Genomic DNA, 19,889 nt, shown 5'->3' on the forward strand with positions numbered 1-19,889 from the left:
ACGGGCTGCATTGGAAAAGCTGGCCCTGCTAGCTCCGGCGCTTGTTGCCGGTGGTCCGGTAGACGTCGAACACGCCATCGATGCGCCGCACGGCACTGAGGACGTGGCTGAGGTACTTGGGGTCGCCCATCTCGAAGGCGAACCTGGAGATGGCCACCCTGTCGGTGGAGGTGTTCACGCTGGCCGCCAGAATGTTGACGTGGTTCTCGGACAGGATGCGGGTGACGTCCGAGAGCAGGGACTTCCGGTCCAGCGCCTCAACCTGGATCTCCACCAGGAAAACACTTGACTGGGTGGGTGCCCAGTCCACTTCGACGATCCTGTCGGGCTGGTCCCGGAGATCCGAAATGTTGGTGCAGTCCGTACGGTGCACCGAAACACCGGAACCGCGGGTGACAAAGCCGAGAATCGGGTCCGGCGGAACGGGCGTGCAACAGCGCGCGAGCTTCACCCACACATCGCCAACGCCGCGCACCACCACGCCCGAATCGGAGAACTTGGTTTTGGCCACCTGCGTAGGGATGCTGACTTCAGTGATGTCGTCGTCGGTGCTCTCGTTGCCGCCCAGGCTTTCAACGAGTTTCTCCATGACCGACTGCGCTGACGTATGGCCGTCGCCTACGCCGGCGTAGAGGCCGGAGATGTCAACGTACTTGAACTCTGCGGCCACCGCCGCCAAAGCCTCGTGCGTCATCAGTCGCTGCAGGGGCAGGTTTTGCTTCCGCATGGCCCGTGTCAGCAGTTCCTTGCCGCGGTCGATTGCTTCTTCGCGCCGTTCCTTGCTGAACCACTGACGGATCTTGTTCCGGGCACGGGCACTCTTGACGAAGTGCTGCCAATCCTGGCTCGGTCCGGCGCCTTCGGCCTTCGAGGTGAAGATCTCAACCCAGTCGCCGTGGTTCAGCTCGCTGTTCAAGGGAACGAGCTTGCCGTTGACCCGCGCGCCTATGGTGCGGTGCCCCACTTCGGTGTGGACCGAGTAGGCAAAATCCACCGGCGTCGATCCGGCAGGCAGGGCCATGACCTCGCCCTTGGGGGTAAAGACAAAGACTTCCCTGGCGTTGATCTCAAACCGCAGCGAGTCCAGGAACTCCCCCGGATCGGAGGTCTCCTGCTGCCAGTCAACCAGGGACCGCAGCCAGCCCATGTCCCCGTCGCGGGGGCTGCCCGGCCCCACTGCGGTACGGTTGGGCTGATCCTTGTACTTCCAATGGGCTGCCACACCGTACTCGGCCCGGCGGTGCATTTCGTGGGTCCTGATTTGGATCTCCACGGGCTTGCCGCCGGGGCCGATCACCGTGGTGTGCAGTGACTGGTACATGTTGAACTTGGGCATGGCGATATAGTCTTTGAAACGCCCCGGCAACGGGTTCCAGCGCGAATGCATGGTGCCCAGGGCGGCGTAGCAGTCCCGGACCGAATCAACGAGCACCCGGACGCCCATGAGGTCGTTGATGTCGTCGAAATCCTTGTCCCGAACGATCATCTTCTGGTAAATCGAGTAATAGTGTTTCGGCCTGCCCGTAATGGTGGCCTTGATCCGGGCGGTACGGAGGTCGTCGGTGATCTGATCCCGGATGACGCCCAGGCTCTTCTCCCGTTCCGGCGTGCGGTCGCCGACCATCCGGACGATTTCTTCATAGACCTTGGGGTAGAGGGCCGCGAAGGACAGATCCTCCAACTCCCACTTGATGGTGTTCATGCCCAGCCGGTGGGCCAGGGGCGCGAATATTTCCAGGGTTTCGCGGGCTTTTCGTGCCGATGACTCCGCGGAAACAAACCGCCAGGTCCGGGCGTTGTGGAGCCTGTCCGCGAGCTTGATCATAAGGACCCGGATGTCCTTGGCCATGGCCACAACCATCTTGCGGACGGTCTCGGACTGCGCGGCCTCACCAAAGCTGACTTTGTCCAGCTTGGTGACGCCGTCCACCAGCATGGCAACCTCAGGACCGAAGTCCTTCTTGAGGTCAGCCAGCGTGTAAGGAGTGTCCTCCACCGTGTCGTGCAGCAGGGCCGCGGCCAACGTGGTTCCGCTAAGGCCCAGCTCAGCGAGGATGGTGGCTACGGCGACGGGGTGGGTGATGTACGGGTCACCGCTCTTGCGCTTCTGCCCGCGGTGGCTCTGCTCGGCCACCTCAAAAGCGCGCTGGATAAGATCAAAGTCTTCTTTGGGGTTGTTCGCGCGGACGGTACGCAGCAGCGGCTCAAGAATGGGTGAATAGGGTGCCGTGCCGCGCCCGGTCAGCCGGGCCAGCCGGGAGCGCGTCCGCTCGCGTCGGCCGGGAAATGTAGGGCGTGCGCCCGAATTGTCTACAGGTACACCCGGCGCCGGGCGTGCGGAAGCGGTCAGCCCGGTCTGAATTCCGTGGCCCGGGCTGTTATCCCCGCCTGCCGTTGGCGCCGACGCCGAACGTTCTTCCAATGAAGCACCCCTCACGACTGTTTAATTACCTCAGTCTATTCCCCCGCCAGTTCACTTATGTAACCGGCGCTGAATGCGAAATGGGCCGGGCGCCGTCGGTATTCCGACGCCGCCCGGCCCGTTGTGGTGCGATGGGTCAGGCCCCTGCGGGCGCAGCCGATCCTTCGGCCTTGTCGTTGTTAGCGGACCTGCGTTGTTCCACGCGTTTCGCCTGCTTCACCAGGTCAGGTTCGTTCTGGCGCAGCCAGGCATACATCGGGGCAGCGATAAATATGGTCGCAGCCGTACCGATCAGGATTCCGACGAACAGTGCCAGCGACAGGTCCCGCAACGTGCCTGCCCCCAAAAGGCCGGCACCGATGAACAGGATGGCGCCGACTGGCAGGATGGCCACCATCATGGTGTTGATGGAACGCACCAGGGTCTGGTTGACGGCGAGGTTGACTTCCTCACCAAAAGTGCGGCGGGTGGACGCATCAATATCAGCGGTGTTTTCACGGATCTTGTCGAAGACCACCACCGTGTCATACAGCGAGTAGCTGAGCACCGTCAGGAACCCAATGATGGCAGACGGCGTTACCTCGAAGTCGCTGAGGGCATACACGCCTGCGGTGACGAACATCGTCACCAGCATTCCAGCCATCGCGGACAGCGACATCTTCCAGGTCCGGAAGTAGAGCGCCATCAGCACCGCGGCCAGCGCCACAAAGACGATCAGGCCGATCAGCGCCTGCTTGGTGACATCCGCACCCCAGGTGGGTCCGATAAAGGTTGAGGTCACCTCGTTGTCAGTGACGCCGTAGGCCGAAGTGAGGCCTTCCTTGATCCTGAGCGTCTCGTCGTCCGTGAGCTTGTCCGTCTGGATCCGCATGGTGGTACCGGCCACATTGGCCACACGCGGAACGCTGCCAGCCACAACGTCTTCCACAACCTGTTCGCCAAGGGTCGAGTCGGTGCTCTGCACGTTGGAGACAGTGAACTCTGATCCGCCGCGGAATTCGATGCCAAGGTTAAACCCGCCCTTGGCAACCGGAATGAGGATTGACAGTGCGACCGCCACCGCCGCGATGATGAACCACAGTTTCTTGGCACTGACGAAGTTGTAGGAGCGCTTCCCGCTGTAGAGCTCGTTGCCGAAATTGGCGAAGCTGCTGGACATTACTTGTTCTCCTTGGCTGCGCTCTTGGAGGAGCTGGTGAGCTGCTCCTGCTTTTCCGCAAGGCGGCGTTCTGCGATGGTCATGCGTCGTTCAGCCTCCGCGACCGCTCCGGTGTTCTTGGCCCGGACTACAGAAGGCTTGGCCTCAGGCGCGCGCAGGCGTCCGGCGCCACGGTAGAGCGGCAAAACACCGAGTCGCTTGGGGTCAAGGCCGGAGAGCCGGTGGCCCTCCCCGAAGAACTTGGTGCGCGCCAGGAGCTGCAGGGTGGGGTGCGTGAACATAAAGACCACGATGAGGTCGGCAATAGCCGTCAGACCCAGCGTGAATGCGAACCCGCGGACGTTGCCGACAGCCACGAAGTAAAGCACCAGCGCGGCCAGCAGGTTCACGGCCTTGGATGCCAGGACAGTGCGCTTGGCCCGCTTCCAGCCGTTCTCCACCGCGGAGACGAGTCCACGGCCTTCGCGGAGTTCATCGCGGATACGTTCAAAGTAAACGATGAACGAGTCTGCGGTCTGGCCGATGGCGACGATGAGGCCGGCCACGCCGGCGAGGGAAAGCCGGTAGTTTTCAGTCCATCCCAAGATGGCAATGGCCAGATAGGTGAGGGCGCCGGCCACCACCAGCGATGCAATGGTCACCAGGCCCAGGGCCCGGTACTGGAAGAGTGAGTAGACCACCACGAGGAGCAACCCGATGATGCCCGCAAGGAGGCCCATGCGTAGCTGTTCGGCACCCAGAGTTGCGGAGATCTGCTGGTCGCTCTGGATTTCGAAGCTGATCGGAAGCGCGCCGAAGCGGAGCTGGTCCGAGAGCGCCTTGGCTGACTTTTCAGTGAACCCGCCGGTGATCTGCGGACGACCGTCAGTGATGACGGCCTGCGAACGCGGGGCGGAAATGACCTGGTCGTCCAGAACGATGGCGAACTGCGACTTGGGGTCGCTGCCGGTCTCGCCGCCTGCTGCGACGTAGAACTGGTTCAGCCGTTCGGTGACCGTCTTGAACTTGGCGGTGCCTTCGTTGTCGAACTGGATATTGACGGCCCAGTCGTTCGTCACAGCGCCCTGGGCACCCTGTTGCAGCTGGAAGGAAGACGTGACAATATTGCCGCCCTTGACCTCCACGGGCCCCAGGATGTATTTAATGGCAGGTCTGGTGTCCGTTGCCGGTTCACAGGTGACGAGGGGCCTGGCGGGATCGGAGGCTTCGGGGCTCTCCGGCGCAGGATTGTTGCAGTCCATGGTTTCAAACTGGCGGTAGATGTCCGCGGTGATCCAGTTTATGTCGCTGCCGTTGGCGGGTTCCGCCGTGGGCTTCGGAAGCTGGTCTTCGGGGGTCAGGGATTCCGTGGGAACGGGCGCGCCGTCTCCGTTGAGCAGTACGGGGCGGAAGTTCATGTCCGCGGAGGCCTGGATCAGGTCGCGGGTTTCCTTCGTAGGTGTGCCCGGAAGGCTCACCACGACGTTGCGGCCGGACTGCGTGCTGATTTCCGCTTCGGCAACACCTGAACCATCCACGCGCTGGCGGATGATGGCTACGGCCTGGTTGAGCTGCTCTTCATTGATGTCCGAACCGCCCTCAACCTTGGGCGCCAGGATCATCTGGGTGCCACCCTCGAGGTCCAGTGCCAGCTTGGGTGCCCAGCTCGCCTGTCCGGCAAGGGTGCCGCCGGCCAGGACGGCGGTCAGCACGGCGAGGACTACACCGAGCCACACCAGTACCCTCAGGCCTGAGTTGTTGGGGCCAGTTCGTGCCATTGTGAATCTTTCTCTTATTTACGGAGGAACCACCGGCGGGAGCTATCAGTCCCACCGGCGGTTGTCCCCAGCCGTAGAGGTGTTGTAACGCGGGCTGCCGTGCGGCGAGGACTAGATGTCCTTCTTGCCCTCGTCGTTAAGGCGCTTCAGGGTCTCATCCGGAGTTTCGGCGGACACAGCCGGGGTACCGGCTTCTTCGCTGGTCAGGGATGATTCGCTGGTCAGCGACGAAGCGTCATCCGGGACGGCCGGAGCATCTGCTTCGACAGCCGGTTCCACAATCTTGGTCACGGCCTGGCGGTGCACGGTGGCCAGGTTCCCGGGCGAGAGTTCCAGGACAACCTTGTTCTCGGCGTCGTCCATGGAGACAATCCGGCCGAAGAGTCCGAAGCTCGTCATGACCTCGACACCGGGCTCGAACCGGGACTGCAGCGTTGCCTGCTGTTCCTTGGTCTTCTTGTTGCGGCGGAACATCATGAAGATAAAGATTCCGAGCATTGCGAACAAGACGATGTTCATTGGATCCACAGGGAAGATTCCGTTCTGTACTGGCGTATCGGGTGTTTGGCAGCGTCCGCGTCGTTCCCCGTTGCAGAAAATCGCGCCTGGCAGGCAACGGCTCCTCGGAGCCGCCGCGGGAACACAGACCCGAACGTGCCGGGTGTCATACCAGTCTAAAGGGAAAAGCTGGGAGAACAGTGCTATTGACCGTTCGGCGCCCATTCGGCCGCGGACTCGGCGCTGTCCGGGTCCGGTTCGAACAAATCCAGCGGCTCCTGCCCGAAAACCCCGGCCGGTATGGCAAAGCCGAGGTGCGTCCAGGCCGGAGCCATGGCGATGCGGCCCCGGGGCGTCCGGCCCAGCAAACCTTCGCGCACAAGGAACGGTTCCGCCACCGTTTCAACGGTCTCGGTCTCCTCCCCCACCGCAATGGCCAGGGTGGAAAGTCCCACGGGTCCGCCGCCGAACTTCGTAATGAGTGCTTCCAGGACGGCCCGGTCCAGCCGGTCCAGGCCCCGCTTGTCCACTTCGTACATGTCCAGGGCCGCGGAAGCAGCGCGGGCGTCAATCTGCTCAATCCCATGCACAAGAGCCCAGTCCCGGACGCGGCGGAGCAGGCGGTTGGCAATACGCGGGGTACCGCGGGACCGGCCGGCAATCTCGCTGAAACCCGCGGAGTTGACCTTGAGGTCCAGCAGGCCGGCAGAGCGCCTGAGCACCAGTTCCAGCTCGGCCACGCTATAAAACTCCAGGTGCCCGGTGAACCCGAACCTGTCCCTGAGCGGGCCGGGCAGCAGACCGGCGCGTGTGGTGGCGCCTACCAGAGTGAAAGGCGGAAGCTCCAACGGGATAGCGGTGGCCCCGGCGCCCTTGCCCACCACGATGTCCACACGGAAATCCTCCATGGCCATGTAGAGCATTTCCTCTGCCGGCCGTGACATCCGGTGGATCTCGTCCAGGAAGAGGACCTCCCCTTCGGAAAGCGAGGAAAGGATGGCGGCGAGGTCCCCGGCGTGCTGGATGGCCGGACCGCTGCTGATCCGCAGAGGCGCGTTCATTTCAGCAGCCACGATCATGGCCAGGGTGGTTTTGCCCAGGCCGGGAGGGCCGGAAAACAGTACGTGGTCCGCGCTGCGTCCCCGCATCCGGGAGGCCTGCAGGACCAGGGAGAGTTGCCTGCGGACCCGGTGCTGGCCCACGAAGTCATCCAGGTTCTTCGGCCGGAGGGCAGCTTCGATCACCCGTTCCTCGGGTTCCTCCCCGGCCGCCACCACCGAAGGCTCAGCCACGGCTGCCTACGCGGTTGCCGGCCCGCGCGCCGTCCTGGCCCAGCCAGCGCAGCGTGGTCCGAAGGATTTCGGCCACATTGCCACGGAATTCAACCTCGGGATCGTCCACAAGGGCCTTCCCGATGCTGGCAGCGGCATCCTTTTCCGACCAGCCGAGGCTGGTCATGGCCGCCACCACCTGGGGCTTCCAGGCTGCTTCGGCCGGAGTGGACGCACCGGCGACACCAGCCGTACCGTGCGGCACCAGCTTGCCGGCCAGTTCCAGCACGATCCGCCCGGCCACCTTGGGGCCGATGCCTGGCACCTTCGTGAACGTTTTGCTGTCACCCGTGTGGGCAGCAACCCGGATCGCTTCAGGCTCGTGCACGGCGAGCACCGCCAGTGCGAGCCGCGGGCCCACGCCGCTCACACTCAGCAGGACGTCAAAGACTTCGCGTTCGTCGTCGGAGGCAAAACCGAACAGGGTCAGCGAATCCTCGCGCACGATCAGCGAGGTGAAGAGCTTGCCTTCCTCGCCGGTGCGGAGGCGGCTGAGGGTCTGCGGCGTGGCGTTGACACTCATACCGGCACCGTTTAGGTCGATTACGGCAGAGGAAAGGCCAACGTGCGCTACTGTCCCGCGAAGGAAACTGATCAAAGCCGGGCTCCTGGTGTACTGCCGGACTCCTGGGAGCAGGACCGGCTATCCGAACATATCTACGAATACCCTAGCAAGCGCCGCAGACATTCAGCGCCCGCGGCGCGCTTTCGCCTCGGCGTCGGCCCAGGCGCGCTGGGCCGGCGTCAGCGACAGGCTGCCGGGGCCGGTCGTGGCCACGGCGGCGCCGCTGCCGGCCCGCCAGGCGTGGGTGATGGCAAGTGCCAGGGCGTCTGCAGCGTCCGCCGGCCGCGGCGGCGCGTCCAGCCGGAGGATTTTCGTGACAAGTTTGGTCACGGCTTCCTTGTTGGAGGTGCCGCTGCCGGTCACGGCTGCTTTCACCTCCGACGGCGTGTGCAGAGCCACCGGGATCCCGCGCCGGGCCGCGGCGGCAATCACCACACCGGAGGCCTGCGCGACGCCCATCACCGTACTGACGTTGAGCTGGGAAAAAACGCGTTCGACGGCGAGCACGTGGGGTTCGTAGCGGTCCAGCCACTCGTCGATGGCCAAGGCAATCACCAGCAGGCGCTGGTCCAGGGTCTCCTCGGGAGAGGTACCCACCACCCCGACGGCCACCATCGTGGCCCGCCGGTTCCGTTCGACGTCGACAACGCCGATGCCGCAGCGGGTGAGGCCCGGGTCAACGCCCAATACGCGCAGGGTCACCCTGGGACATCCGCCCTAGGCCACAAAGCGGAAGGTCACTCAGCTTCCAGGGCGGCCTGGACTTCGTCGCTGAGGTTGGCGTTGCTGTAGACGTTCTGGACGTCGTCGAGTTCTTCCAGGGCGTCAACCAGCTTCATGAACTTCTTGGCGGCGTCGAGGTCCAGCGGCACCTGCATGGACGGCACAAACTCGGCTTCATCGGTCTCGTACTCCATGCCGGCCTCCTTGAGGGCATCCCGGATGGCCTGGAGGTCGGTCGGCTCGGAGTGGATCTCGAAGCTGTCGCCGTTGTCCTTGACTTCTTCGGCTCCGGCGTCGAGGACGGCCATCAGGACGTCGTCCTCACTCAGGCCGTTCTTCGGCATCGAAACGACGCCCTTGCGGCTGAAGAGGTAGCTCACCGAACCCGGGTCGGCGATGGTGCCGCCGTTGCGGGAAATGGCCAGGCGAACCTCGGAAGCTGCGCGGTTCTTGTTGTCCGTCAGGCACTCGATCAGCAGCGCCGAACCCTGCGGGCCGCGGCATTCGTACATGATCTCCGTGTAGTCAACCACTTCACCGGTGAGGCCAGCGCCTCGCTTGATGGCGCGGTCGATGTTGTCGGCGGGCACCGACGTCTTCTTGGCCTTGGTGACGGCGAGTTCCAGGCCCGGGTTGCCGGCGAGGTCTGGTCCGCCCATACGTGCAGCGACTTCGATGTTCTTGATCAGCTTGGCGAACGATTTTGCGCGGCGGCTATCGAGGATGGCCTTCTTGTGCTTGGTCGTTGCCCATTTGGAGTGTCCTGACATGCTTACGCGTCTCCTCTGATCATGCGGATAAAAAGTTCATGTACGCGTTTCTCCCCAGTCACTTCCGGGTGGAAGGAGGTGGCCAACAGGTGGCCGGAACGCACTGCAACAATTCTAGCTGTCCCCGGCAGGCTGGCCGCATGGGAGGCGTGCTCCGGGTCGGCAGGCTCAACCTGCGCCAGGATCTGCACGCCGGCTCCGACGCGTTCCACCCAAGGGCCGCGGATGAACACAGCATGCACTGGGGCAACGCCGAATTCCGTGGCGCTGAAGTCCAGGCCCTTGAAGTCCAGGTCCGTTTCGAACGACTCGCGCTGGCGGCCGAAGGCGTTGCGCCGCACCGTGATGTCCAGGCCGCCGAAAGTTTGCTGCGGGTTGCCGGCTAGGTCCGTGGCCGGATCGGCGATCCCGTCTGCGAGGAGGATCATGCCGGCGCAGGAACCGTAGACCGGCAGTCCGTCGCGGATCCGGTCCTTCAACGGTCCGGCCAGCTCAAAGGCGCGGGCCAGCTTGTCGATGGCTGTTGATTCGCCGCCGGGAATGATGAGGCCGTCCAGGCCATCCAGTTCCGAAGGCCTGCGGATTCCGACGCCGGCGGCACCGGCGGCTTCCACAGCCCGGAGGTGCTCGCGGAAGTCGCCCTGGAGCGCCAGGACGCCGATCCGCAGACCCGAGCCCACGCGTGCAGAAGCAGCCGAAAGGGGGTTTGTCATCCAATCAGCATAATGTGCGCGGCTCCCTGGGCATCGCCGGAAGCGCTTCCCGGGAAGGGTTCTATGCCGTTGCTGGGATATATTACAGAGCATGCTTTACATCAGTGTTCCGCTCGGCAAGCTCGTCCGCCGGGTCTCCCGGCTCAGGGGCGGCGGGTCCGCCCTGCCCGGGCTGGTGGTCGAGAAAATCGATCCCGGTTTTATGCAGCGGACGCTCGCCACGCTCCCCCACGGCGTTGCCGTGGTGAGCGGGACCAACGGCAAGACCACCACCACAAAGATGGTGGTGGAACTGCTGGAGAGCCAGGGCCTGAAGGTCTTCACCAACCGCACCGGCAGCAACTTCACCCGTGGTGTGGCGGCTGCCCTGCTGGGCGAAGTGGACTGGCGCGGCAGGCTCACGGCCGACGTCGCCGTCCTGGAGCTCGACGAAGCCCACGCCGTGCATTTTGTGAACCGCGTTCCGCCCCGGTACAGCCTCCTGCTCAACGTCCTGCGCGATCAGCTGGACCGGTTCGGCGAGATCGACAAGACGGCCCAGCTGCTGCAGCACATCGCTGACAAAACCTCCGGAACAGTGGTCCTCAACCGGGAAGATCCCCGGGTGGCCCGCATCGCGGACACCCTCACGGGCCAGGGTGTCCAGTACTTCGGACTGGACGATTCCCTCCTCAGCACCTTCCCCAACGACGACGACATGCGGGCAGCGCCCGGCAGCCCCGCCCCCACGGTGCTCCCCCACAAGCCGCCAGCCGACGTCGTACTCCGCAAAGTGGGGCCGGACACCGCCGATTTTGAGTACGACGGCGTCACTGTCACCACCGCGATGAAGCTCCGCGGCGTCTACAACATCTTTAATGCGGCCGCGGCGCTGACCCTGGCCCGCAGTATCTGTGGCGGGGGTGCCGCCACAGCCGACCACGCCACCCTGCTCACCGCACTGTCCCAGGTGGAGCCGGCGTTTGGCCGCGGCGAAAGCCTCACGGTGGACGGCCAGCCACTGGACCTCGTGCTCGTCAAAAACCCCAGCGGTTTCCGGCTCGGACTGAAGTCCTTCCCCGCGGCCGGCTACGCCACCATGATCGCCATCAATGACAACTACGCCGACGGCCGGGACATGTCCTGGCTGTGGGACGTGGAATTCGATTCGCTCCGCGACGGCGGCGTGGACCAGCTGACCGGTTCCCGTGCCTACGACATGGCGCTGCGGCTGCAGTATGACGACGTCCGGATCGGCGGGGTCCAGCCGGAGATCGCGCCCGCACTGGCCGAGTTCATCCGTGAGGCCAAGGGCAAACCGAAGCGGATCTTCTGCACCTACACAGCCATGCTGGCCATACGCCGCGAGCTGTCCAAAATCACCACAGTGGAGGTGGTCTCATGACCGCTGAATCAACCGGCATCGGGCCGGACGGCGTCGATCAGAATTCCAAGGGCACCATCCGCGTCCTGCAGCTCTACCCGCGGGACATGAACATCTACGGCGACTGGGGCAACGCCCTGGTGATCAAGCAGCGGATCGGCTGGCACGGCTACACCCCGGAGCTGCTGGAGTACAACGTCGGCGACGAATTTCCGGCCGATGTGGACCTCATCGTGGGCGGCGGCGGGCAAGACAGCGGCCAGCTGGTCATTCAGGATGACCTGCACTCACGCGCCGGCGTCCTGACCGGGCTGGCGGAGGACGGCGCGCCCATGCTGGTGATCTGCGGGCTGTATCAGCTGTTCGGACGCTTCTTCAAGACCCGCTTGGGTACGGTCATCCCGGGGATCGGCATCCTGGACGTGGAAACACACGGCACCGACGAACGCCTGATCGGCAACGTCAAGGTGGCCACACCGGAGTTCGGAGAGGTCCTGGGCTACGAGAACCACAGCGGGCAGACCACCCTGGGTGCCGGCGTCCGGCCGCTCGGCACCGTGGCCAAGGGCACCGGCAACAACAGCAGCGACGGCCACGAGGGTGCCCGCTACAAAAATGTGGTGGCCAGCTACCTGCACGGTTCCCTGCTGCCCAAGAACCCTGCCATCGCAGACTTCCTCATCAGTACCGCCGCCGAGCGTAAATACGGCGCCTTCACGGCCGGCGCCCCGGACGACCGCTACGCAGTGCTGGCCCGGGAGCATGCGACGCGCCGTCCGCGCTGAGTGGCATTGCGATGGGTAGCACCACGCTGACGGTTTCCCCCGGCGAAAGGCCTCAGGGGTCCTTGGTGATCAGCAGTTCGTGCGCTCCCGCAGCAGCCGCGCCCATCGATTCCACCACGGTGGCGGTCCTCAGCCGGGTGGCGGCGTCGGCCTCGGGAGTCGCGCAGACGCCCTGCGGCGCGTCGGTTGCCACCGAACACCAGCGGTACGGGTCGCGGACAATCACTGAAGGGGCCCAGGCGAGATCCGATGCCGTCCACTTCCCGGCAGCGTCCTGGCTGAACTGCGCCCGCACCAGCAGGCCCTCGTTGTTCACCACATACCAGGGCGACAGTTCGGTGACGCCGTTGCCCAGCCCGTAGACGATCCATGTTCCCTTGTAGTTTTCGACGGGCAGCACCGAATGGGTGTGGTGGCCGTAGATCATGGTGAACTGGCCGCTGTCCACCAGGGCATGCGCCACTTCCTGCTGTTGGGCGTTGGCTTCGCTGGAATACTCATCACCGGCATGCATGGCCCCGAGCACAATGTCCGCACCAAGAGCCCGTGCCTTGACGGCCTTGGCGATCATGGTGGGCGCATCCAGCATGTCCACCTGCCAGTCATATTCAGGGTATTGGCCGTTGAGGCCGTAGGCCCCCTGAATGATGGCGATCTTGGCGGCGTTGGTCTGCAGGATCAGGATTCCCTGCGACTCGGTCTGCGTGCGGTAGGAACCGGTGTGCTTCAGCCCCGCGGCATCCAGTGCATCCAGGGTGCGCAGCACTCCGTCCGTGCTCCGGTCGATCGTGTGGTTACTCGCGGTGGTGCACGCCACGTACCCCACCGCCTTGGACGCTGTAATGATCTGAGGCGGGACGTTGAACGACGGGTACGCCGAGAACGGTCCGTCGGGCCCGGCCACAGGGGTTTCCTGATGGCAGATGGCGAGGTCGCTGGCGTGGATGTACTTGCGCTGGCCTTCGAGGAGTGGGGTGAAGTCCAGGCCTGTTTTCCCCGCCGCGGCGGCGTCGTCGCGAGCCTGCTGCCAGAGCTGGGTATGGATCAGCATGTCGCCGGTCACCAGCACGGACGTGCAGCGCAGGGTGGGGCAGGCCGGCCCCGCGCCGGGGGTGGGAGTGGGCGTTGGGGTGGGGGTCGCCGTCGGGCTTGGCTGCCTTGTCCCGGCGCCGGTAGTCGCGGCTGCACCGGAGGACGGAGCGGTCTGTTCGGCAACCAGGCCGCATCCAGCCAGCAGGGCAGCGGCCAGGATGCCGGCGGAAACCGCAGCAGCGGAACGAACAGCAACAGCGCGCACCGAAGCAGCGCCCAACCTTTTCCCCATGCGTCATTGTAGGTCTGACCGTCGCACAAATGCCGCAAAGCCGCGCGTTGAGAAGCATACGGCAGTATGAAAGGTTAGCGAGATGACGAATCCCTTCCTTAGTAACAGCACCCTGCCTTATGGGTTGCCGCCTTTTGCCCACATCAGAGCATCCGATTACGCCGAGGCCATCGAGGCTGGCCTGGCGGAACATCTGGTGGAAATCCAGGCGGTCGTGGACAACCCGGCGCCGGCGAACTTCGAGAATACAGCTGTGGCCATGGAAAAAGCCGGCCAACTGCTCGAGCGGGCCACGGCCTCCTTCTTCACCCTCGCCTCCGCCGACGCGACAGACGAAATCCGTGACCTGGAGACCGAACTCTCACCCCGCATTTCGGCCCATCAGGACGAGATCTACCTCAATCGGGCACTGTTCGACAGGTTCGCGGCGATTGACACCTCCGGGCTTGACCCTGAGTCCGTCCGGCTCGTGGAGGAGTATGTGAAGGAGTTCCGCCAGTCCGGGATCCGGCTCGACAAACCGGGCCAGGAACGGCTGAAGGAAATCAACGCGGAGCTGTCCACACTGGGCACGGAATATGGCCAGCGGGTCAAGGCGGCCATGAAATCGGCCGCACTGCTGCTGGACACGGCAGCAGAGTTGGCCGGCTTGCCGGCCGACGATGTCGCCAGCGCCGCTGAGGCGGCCCGCGCCGTTGGCCACGACGGAAAATTCCTGCTGACGCTGATCCAGCCCAGCAACCAGCCCGCCCTGGCTGCCCTGGAAAACCGGGACGTCCGCCGTCGGCTGTTTGAGGCCTCCACCGGCCGGGGCAGTGACGGCGGTGGCCTCGACGTCCTGGAACTGGTCAGGTCGACGGCCCGCCTGCGCGCTGAAAAGGCAGCCCTTTTGGGTTTCGCCAACTATGCCGAACTCGTGGTGGACCGCCAGACGGCCCGCAACTTTGAGGCGGTCCAGTCCATGCTGAACAGGCTGGCCCCCGCCGCCGTACGCAATGCCGACGCCGAGGCTTCGGCGCTGGCCGAGGCGGCAGGGCATCCGCTGGAGGCCTGGGACTGGGCGTTTTACTCAGCCAAGGTGCGGCGGGATAAGTACGCAGTGGACGAGCAGGCGCTCCGCCCCTACTTCGAGCTGGACCGCGTTCTCCGGGACGGCGTCTTCTTCGCCGCCACATCCCTGTACGGCATCACCTTCCACGAACGGAAGGACCTCGCAGGTTACCACCCGGACGTCCGCGTCTGGGAAGTGCGGGACCAGGACGGCAGCGGGCTGGGGTTGTTCCTGGGCGACTACTACACCCGCGAATCCAAACGGGGCGGCGCCTGGATGAACTCGCTGGTGGAACAGTCGGGCCTGCTCGGCACCCGGCCCGTGGTGATCAACAACCTCAATATCTCCAAGCCGCCGGCAGGCGAGCCCACTCTACTGACGCTGGACGAGCTGCGCACCACTTTCCACGAGTTCGGACACGCGCTCCACGGCCTGTTATCGGACGTGGCGTATCCCCGGTTCGCCGGGACTGCTGTACCCCGCGACTTTGTGGAGTACCCGTCGCAGGTCAACGAGATGTGGATCCTGTGGCCGGAGGTGCTTGCAAATTATGCCCGGCACCACGCCACCGGCGCACCTCTTCCGCAACAGGTTGTGGACAAGCTGAACGACGCTCAGCTCTGGGGCGAAGGCTTCGGGACGACGGAATACCTCGGCGCTGCGTTACTGGATCTGGCCTGGCATGTGCTGGACGAAACCGGAATCCCCGACGATGTCCCCGCGTTTGAGGCGAAGTCCCTCGCGGCCGCGGGCGTGGCGCATGCCCTGATCCCGCCGCGTTACCGAACCGGATATTTCCAGCACATCTTCGCGGGAGCCGGCTATGCGGCCGGTTATTACTCGTACATCTGGAGTGAGGTGCTGGACGCCGAAACCGTGGACTGGTTCACCGAGAACGGCGGCATAACACGCGCCAACGGCGAACGCTTCCGCCAGGAATTGCTCTCCCGCGGCAACAGCAGGGACCCGCTGGAATCCTTCCACGCACTCCGCGGCCGCGACGCCGAACTCGAACCCCTGCTGAAACGCCGCGGCCTGGGCTGACCACCGACGACGGCGGCGGGCCACCTTCGTAAGGTGACCCGCCGCCGTCGTACTGCTTTAGAGCTGTTACCAGCCGCGCTCGGCGAGGCGGTGCGGCTGCGGGATGTCAGCGACGTTGATGCCCACCATGGCCTCGCCGAGGCCGCGGGAGGCCTTGGCGATGACGTCCGGGTCATCGAAGAACGTGGTGGCCTTGACCACGGCAGCGGCACGCTGGGCCGGGTTGCCGGACTTGAAGATACCGGAACCGACAAATACACCGTCAGCGCCGAGCTGCATCATCATCGCAGCGTCGGCCGGGGTGGCAATGCCGCCGGCGGTGAACAGCACCACGGGGAGCTTGCCGGCAGCGGCAACTTCCTTGACCAGTTCGTACGGAGCCTGCAGTTCCTTGGCCGCGACGTAGAGCTCGTCCTCGGGCAGGGCGGCGAGCTTGGCGATCTCGGCGCGGATCTGGCGCATGTGCCCGGTGGCGTTGGAGACATCGCCGGTGCCGGCCTCGCCCTTGGAGCGGATCATGGCCGCGCCTTCGTTGATGCGGCGCAGCGCCTCACCGAGGTTCGTGGCGCCACAGACGAACGGAACCTTGAAGTTCCACTTATCGATGTGGTGGACGTAGTCGGCCGGGGTCAGGACCTCGGACTCGTCAATGTAGTCCACGCCCAGCGACTGCAGGACCTGCGCCTCCACGAAGTGGCCGATCCGGGCCTTGGCCATCACCGGTACGGAGACGGCGTCGATGATCTTGTCGATCATGTCCGGATCGGACATGCGGGACACGCCGCCCTGGGCACGGATATCGGCCGGAACACGTTCGAGCGCCATGACTGCAACGGCACCGGCGTCTTCGGCGATGCGGGCCTGTTCAACGTTGACGACGTCCATGATGACGCCGCCCTTGAGCATCTCAGCCATGCCCCGCTTGACGCGGTTGCTGCCCGTGACGCTGTTCGCGGACGAACCGGCTTCGCTGCTTACATCAGGTGTAGACACAAAAACCCCTATGGGTAGATAGATGATCTTCGCCGGGCGTGAGGGCGGCAAGAAGCCGAAAGTACACGCACCGGGTTGCCGGATACATTGACCGGGCAGTCACAATACTAGTCCCACGCCAGGCGGCAGGCTTAATCAGCCTTAATCCGAAGCCGCGGACTCCGCAAACGCCTGGCGATGGACGGTGGCTACGCGCTGGATGATCGTGATAAGGCTGGCCAGGGCCAGTAGTCCGAGCGTCGCCAGAAGAACCACCGGGGGCAATCCCAGACCGGTAAATCCGGTGACCACCAGCACCGACACCAGTCTCTCGGCGCGCTCGGCGATGCCCACATTCGCCGTGAAGCCGAGGGATTCGGCCTTGGACCGCGCATACGAGACCACCATGCCCAGAACCAGGCAGAGCATGGCTGCGACGGCGATGGCGTGATCGGCGCCCCCCGTGAAGAACCAGATGGCCACGCCCGCGAACAGTGCGCCGTCGGCGATCCTGTCCAAGGTGGAGTCCAGGAAGTTTCCCCAGCGGCCGCCGGTGTCCCGCAGCCGGGCCATAATGCCGTCGAGCACGTCCGAGAAGATGAATGCGGTAATGAACAGGGTGCCCCACCAGAGCTGGCCGAGGGGGTAGAAAACCAACGCACCGACCACCACGCCGGCGGTTCCGATGACCGTCACTGCATCAGGGGAAACACCGATTTTCAGGAGCCAACGCGCAAGCGGAGTGAACAGCGCGGTGAAAAACCCGCGCGCATGCCTATTCAGCATCCGTCTCCCCGGGCCAGGCCTCTGCAACCTGCTGGCGGACTTCATCCAGGGTCTGCGTGATGGCCTTGGTCTGGGCAATGATGGGGAAGAAGTTACCGTCCCCGCCCCAGCGCGGAACGATGTGCTGGTGCAGGTGCGCAGCGATTCCTGCCCCACCCACTACACCCTGGTTCATGCCGAGGTTGAACCCGCCCGGGTTCGCCACCTTGCGCAGGACCCGCATGGCTGTCTGGGTGATCTCCGCAAATTCCGCCGTCTCTTCCACCGTGAGGTCCGTATAGTCCGGGACATGCCGGTAGGGGCAGACCAGGAGATGGCCCGGATTATAGGGAAACAGGTTCAGGACCACGTAACAGGTCTTTCCGCGATAGACGATCAGGGCTTCCTCGTCAGTCCGGCCCGGACCCACGCAGAAGGGGCAGTCGTTCTCGTTCTTGAACTGGTGCTGGCCGCCCTTGATGTAGGCCATCCGGTGCGGAGTCCACAGGCGCTGGAAAGCATCCGGCACGCCCGCGAGATCAAAGTCATCTGTCACGCCGGCATCCCCTGGATATCCTGCGCCTGTGTTCTCCTGCACCGTGTTCTTATCCGTTTCCGCTAGCTGGTCCGGTTACGGACGGCTTCTGTGATCCGCTTGACGGCCTCGGCCACCGGCACGCCGTTGTCCTGGCTCCCGTCACGGAAGCGGAAGGACACCGCGCCGGCCTCGGCGTCGTCGCCGCCGGCGATCAGGACAAACGGGATCTTGTCCTTGCTGGCGGTGCGGATCTTCTTGGGGAACCTGTCCGAGGACGTGTCCACCTCGGCGCGGATGCCCGCCGCCTTGAGCTGGTCAACGACGTCGAACATGTACTCGTTGAACGTTTCGGCCACCGGGATGCCCACCACCTGGACAGGGGAAAGCCACGCCGGGAATGCGCCGGCGTAGTGCTCGGTGAGCACGCCCATGAACCGCTCGATGGAACCGAAGAGTGCACGGTGGATCATCACGGGACGCTGGCGGGTGCCGTCGGCTGCCTGGAACTCCAGCTCGAAGCGTTCCGGGAGGTTGAAGTCCAGCTGGATGGTGGACATCTGCCAGGTGCGGCCCAGCGCGTCCTTGGCCTGGACGGAGATCTTCGGTCCGTAGAAGGCTGCGCCGCCCGGATCCGCAACGAGTTCCAGGCCGGATTCCTCGGCCACCTCGGCGAGTGTCCGGGTGGCTTCTTCCCAGGCTGCGTCCTCGCCGACGTACTTCTCCGGGTCCTTGGTGGACAGCTCCAGGTAGAAGTCGTTCAGACCGTAGTCCTTGAGCAGGTCGAGCACGAACTTCAGGGTCTTGGTGAGCTCGTCCTTCATCTGCTCGCGGGTGCAGTAGATGTGGGCGTCGTCCTGAGTCATGCCACGGACCCGGGTCAGGCCGTGGACCACGCCGGACTTTTCGTACCGGTACACCGAACCGAATTCGAACAGACGCAGGGGCAGCTCACGGTAGGACCGTCCACGCGAGCGGAAGATCAGGTTGTGCATAGGGCAGTTCATCGGCTTCAGGTAGTAGTCCTGGCCGGGCTTGCGCACGGTGCCGTCCTCGTTGAGTTCGGCATCCACGTGCATGGCCGGGAACATGCCCTCCTTGTACCAGTCCAGGTGGCCCGAGACTTCGTACAGGTGGCCCTTGGTGATGTGCGGGGTGTAGACGAACTCGTAGCCGGCATCGACGTGGCGCTGGCGGGAGTAGTCCTCCATCTCCTTGCGGATGATGCCGCCCTTGGGGTGGAACACCGGCAGGCCGGAGCCCAGCTCGTCAGGGAAGGAGAACAGGTCAAGTTCGACGCCGAGCTTGCGGTGGTCGCGCCGCTCAGCCTCCGCGATGCGCTCCTGGTAGGCCTTCAGCGCGTCCTTGGTGGGCCAGGCGGTGCCGTAGATGCGCTGCAGCTGCTGGTTTTTCTGGTTGCCCAGCCAGTACGCCGAGGAGGACCGGGTCAGGGCGAAGGCGTTGGAGATGAGCTTGGTGTTGGGCAGGTGCGGGCCGCGGCAGAGGTCGCACCAGACGGTGGTGCCCTCTTTGCGCTCAACATTGTCGTAGATAGTGATGTCGCCGGCGCCGACCTCGACGTTGACGCCCTCGCCGGCTTCGGCGGCGTTGTTCTTCTTGCCCAGGAGTTCGAGCTTGTAGGGCTCGTTCTTCATGGCCTCGCGGGCCTCGTCCTCGCTGACCACGCGACGGACGAACTTCTGGTTCTGGTTGACGATCTTGAGCATCATCTTCTCAAGGGTCTTGAGGTCCTCGGGGGTGAACGGTTCGGCGACGTCGAAGTCGAAGTAGAAGCCGTCGGTGATGTACGGTCCGATGCCCAGCTTGGCGTCCGGGCGCAGCTGCTGCACTGCCTGGGCCATCACGTGGGCGGTGGAGTGGCGGAGGACGTCCAGGCCGTCAGGGGAAGCGATGGTGACGCCCTCGATCTCGGCGCCCTCGGGCAGCTCCTGGTCCAGGTCCTTCAGCTCGCCGTTGACGCGGGCAACAACAACATCGCGGCGCTCAAAGAAGAGTTCCGCACCGGTTGTCCCGGTAGTCACCTTGGTCTCTTCGCCATCGACGATAAGGGTGATCTGCTGGGCATCTGACACGGGTGTCTCCTATTCAAAG

At 64.4% G+C, this 19,889-nt stretch carries 17 protein-coding genes; 3 read left to right on the forward strand and 14 right to left on the reverse strand.

Translation table 11 applies throughout. From position 1 onward, the window contains the following. Nucleotides 1–28 precede the first annotated feature (28 nt). The 9 genes from FYJ92_RS10365 to pdxT form a co-directional block, all read right to left on the reverse strand. Nucleotides 29–2,422: a bifunctional (p)ppGpp synthetase/guanosine-3',5'-bis(diphosphate) 3'-pyrophosphohydrolase gene (locus FYJ92_RS10365; RefSeq protein ID WP_185260670.1), complete on the reverse strand. Its 2,394-nt coding sequence runs from the start codon at nt 2,420–2,422 to the stop codon at nt 29–31. 136 nt (nt 2,423–2,558) lie between these two features. Then, nucleotides 2,559–3,581, reverse strand: a complete 1,023-nt coding sequence (gene secF / locus FYJ92_RS10370; RefSeq protein WP_185260671.1) for a protein translocase subunit SecF — start codon at nt 3,579–3,581, stop codon at nt 2,559–2,561. Beyond that, a complete protein-coding gene (gene secD, locus FYJ92_RS10375) occupies nt 3,581–5,338 on the reverse strand; it encodes a protein translocase subunit SecD (RefSeq protein WP_185260672.1) in 1,758 nt (585 codons plus the stop codon). Before secD ends, secF begins: the two co-directional genes overlap by 1 nt. 111 nt (nt 5,339–5,449) lie before the next feature. Next, complete coding sequence (gene yajC / locus FYJ92_RS10380; protein ID WP_185260673.1) at nt 5,450–5,857, reverse strand: preprotein translocase subunit YajC; 408 nt, start codon at nt 5,855–5,857, stop codon at nt 5,450–5,452. Between the two features lie 182 nt (nt 5,858–6,039). Further along, nucleotides 6,040–7,128 (reverse strand): Holliday junction branch migration DNA helicase RuvB, encoded by a 1,089-nt coding sequence (gene ruvB, locus FYJ92_RS10385; RefSeq protein WP_185260674.1) that lies wholly within the window; start codon nt 7,126–7,128, stop codon nt 6,040–6,042. Further along, nucleotides 7,121–7,765, reverse strand: a complete 645-nt coding sequence (gene ruvA, locus FYJ92_RS10390) for a Holliday junction branch migration protein RuvA (RefSeq protein WP_185260675.1) — start codon at nt 7,763–7,765, stop codon at nt 7,121–7,123. Before ruvA ends, ruvB begins: the two co-directional genes overlap by 8 nt. A 90-nt stretch (nt 7,766–7,855) precedes the next feature. Continuing rightward, a complete protein-coding gene (gene ruvC, locus FYJ92_RS10395) occupies nt 7,856–8,434 on the reverse strand; it encodes a crossover junction endodeoxyribonuclease RuvC (protein ID WP_185260676.1) in 579 nt (192 codons plus the stop codon). Between the two features lie 35 nt (nt 8,435–8,469). After that, complete coding sequence (locus FYJ92_RS10400; protein ID WP_185260677.1) at nt 8,470–9,225, reverse strand: YebC/PmpR family DNA-binding transcriptional regulator; 756 nt, start codon at nt 9,223–9,225, stop codon at nt 8,470–8,472. Nucleotides 9,226–9,227: 2 nt separating this feature from the next. After that, nucleotides 9,228–9,938 (reverse strand): pyridoxal 5'-phosphate synthase glutaminase subunit PdxT, encoded by a 711-nt coding sequence (gene pdxT, locus FYJ92_RS10405; protein ID WP_185260678.1) that lies wholly within the window; start codon nt 9,936–9,938, stop codon nt 9,228–9,230. 91 nt (nt 9,939–10,029) lie between these two features. Here pdxT and FYJ92_RS10410 point away from each other — a divergent pair, with 91 nt between their 5' ends. Continuing rightward, nucleotides 10,030–11,322: a Mur ligase family protein gene (locus FYJ92_RS10410; RefSeq protein ID WP_185260679.1), complete on the forward strand. Its 1,293-nt coding sequence runs from the start codon at nt 10,030–10,032 to the stop codon at nt 11,320–11,322. Continuing rightward, entirely contained in the window at nt 11,319–12,086 is a 768-nt protein-coding gene (locus tag FYJ92_RS10415) for a type 1 glutamine amidotransferase (protein ID WP_185260680.1), read from the forward strand. Before FYJ92_RS10410 ends, FYJ92_RS10415 begins: the two co-directional genes overlap by 4 nt. A 52-nt stretch (nt 12,087–12,138) precedes the next feature. Here FYJ92_RS10415 and FYJ92_RS10420 read toward each other — a convergent pair whose 3' ends face one another. Further along, a complete protein-coding gene (locus FYJ92_RS10420; protein ID WP_185260681.1) occupies nt 12,139–13,410 on the reverse strand; it encodes a CapA family protein in 1,272 nt (423 codons plus the stop codon). Between the two features lie 82 nt (nt 13,411–13,492). On the opposite strand from FYJ92_RS10420, the gene FYJ92_RS10425 reads away from it, so the two are divergent. After that, nucleotides 13,493–15,505, forward strand: a complete 2,013-nt coding sequence (locus tag FYJ92_RS10425) for a M3 family metallopeptidase (RefSeq protein WP_185260682.1) — start codon at nt 13,493–13,495, stop codon at nt 15,503–15,505. 66 nt (nt 15,506–15,571) lie between these two features. On the opposite strand, the gene pdxS is transcribed toward FYJ92_RS10425, so the two are convergent. The 4 genes from pdxS to thrS form a co-directional block, all read right to left on the reverse strand. Continuing rightward, complete coding sequence (gene pdxS / locus FYJ92_RS10430; RefSeq protein ID WP_185260683.1) at nt 15,572–16,498, reverse strand: pyridoxal 5'-phosphate synthase lyase subunit PdxS; 927 nt, start codon at nt 16,496–16,498, stop codon at nt 15,572–15,574. A gap of 141 nt (nt 16,499–16,639) precedes the next feature. Next, nucleotides 16,640–17,263, reverse strand: a complete 624-nt coding sequence (gene pgsA, locus FYJ92_RS10435; RefSeq protein ID WP_185260684.1) for a phosphatidylinositol phosphate synthase — start codon at nt 17,261–17,263, stop codon at nt 16,640–16,642. Further along, complete coding sequence (locus tag FYJ92_RS10440; protein WP_185260685.1) at nt 17,253–17,840, reverse strand: HIT domain-containing protein; 588 nt, start codon at nt 17,838–17,840, stop codon at nt 17,253–17,255. Before FYJ92_RS10440 ends, pgsA begins: the two co-directional genes overlap by 11 nt. A 20-nt stretch (nt 17,841–17,860) precedes the next feature. Continuing rightward, nucleotides 17,861–19,870 carry a threonine--tRNA ligase gene (gene thrS, locus FYJ92_RS10445; RefSeq protein ID WP_185260686.1) on the reverse strand — a complete coding sequence of 670 codons (2,010 nt, stop codon included), beginning with the start codon at nt 19,868–19,870 and terminating at the stop codon, nt 17,861–17,863. Nucleotides 19,871–19,889 lie beyond the last annotated feature (19 nt).

It is taken from the genome of Pseudarthrobacter sp. NBSH8 (assembly GCF_014217545.1).
GTDB lineage: Bacteria > Actinomycetota > Actinomycetes > Actinomycetales > Micrococcaceae > Arthrobacter.